A 912-nucleotide genomic window follows, 5' to 3' on the forward strand; every position below is an offset into this window, starting at 1 on the left:
AATGGCTACGCAACAATCCGTATCTATTCTCGCGGTGAGAATGCGTTTGCACTACTTACGATCATTCTTACCGCCTTAGCGTTGTTCATTTTTGGTAGTAAAAAGACGTACGCACACCGTTACATTTACCCTGGTATTGCAGGGATGATTTTGTTCATCCTTTTCCCTTTGGCATATACCATCGGTTTGGCGTTTACTAACTACAGCGCGAAAAACCAACTCTCATTTGATCGTGCTCAGAGCGTCCTGTTAGACAGAACTTACCAAAGTGGTGATAGCTATCCATTCACTTTGTACAACACCGAGCAGGGCCACCAAATTGTGGTTGAGAAAGATGGCGAGCTACTAGCAACTCCTGTTTTCCAACTTCAAGGCTTCTCAGAGACAGACTTAGACCTAGCGCCTATTACAGAGGCGGCAGGCGATAAAGAGCCAATCAAAACCATCGTGAAGAACCGCACTGCGCTAAGTAGCGTTGACCTGCATCTTCCGAACGGTGACGATATCCGTATGAGCGGCTTGCGTAAGTTCGCAGCAGTGGTTCCGCTCTACACGTTACAAGAAGACGGCGAAACCCTTTACAACAACCGTACCCAAGAAACACTGCGTCCAAATATGGAAGTGGGTTACTACCAGCCAGTGGATGAAAACGGTCAGTTTGTTGGCAGCACCGTGTCTCCAGGTTTCGTGGTGAACATCGGTACGCACAACTTTGAACGTGTGTGGAAAGATGATGGCATCAAAGAACCATTCATCAGCATCTTTATCTGGACTATTGTTTTCTCTGCGCTAACCGTAGTCTGCACATTGGTTATCGGCTTAGTGTTAGCAAGTGTTGTTCAGTGGGAAGCGTTGAAAGGTCGTTCAATCTACCGACTACTACTGATTCTGCCTTATGCGGTACCGGCGTTT

At 46.9% G+C, this 912-nt stretch carries 1 protein-coding gene; it reads left to right on the forward strand.

Annotated elements, in window-relative coordinates:
• The coding region (gene malF / locus R8N47_RS24110) for a maltose ABC transporter permease MalF (protein ID WP_318185967.1) at positions 1-912 on the forward strand (912 nt) is incomplete at both ends.

It is taken from the genome of Vibrio sp. 2132-1 (assembly GCF_033344315.1).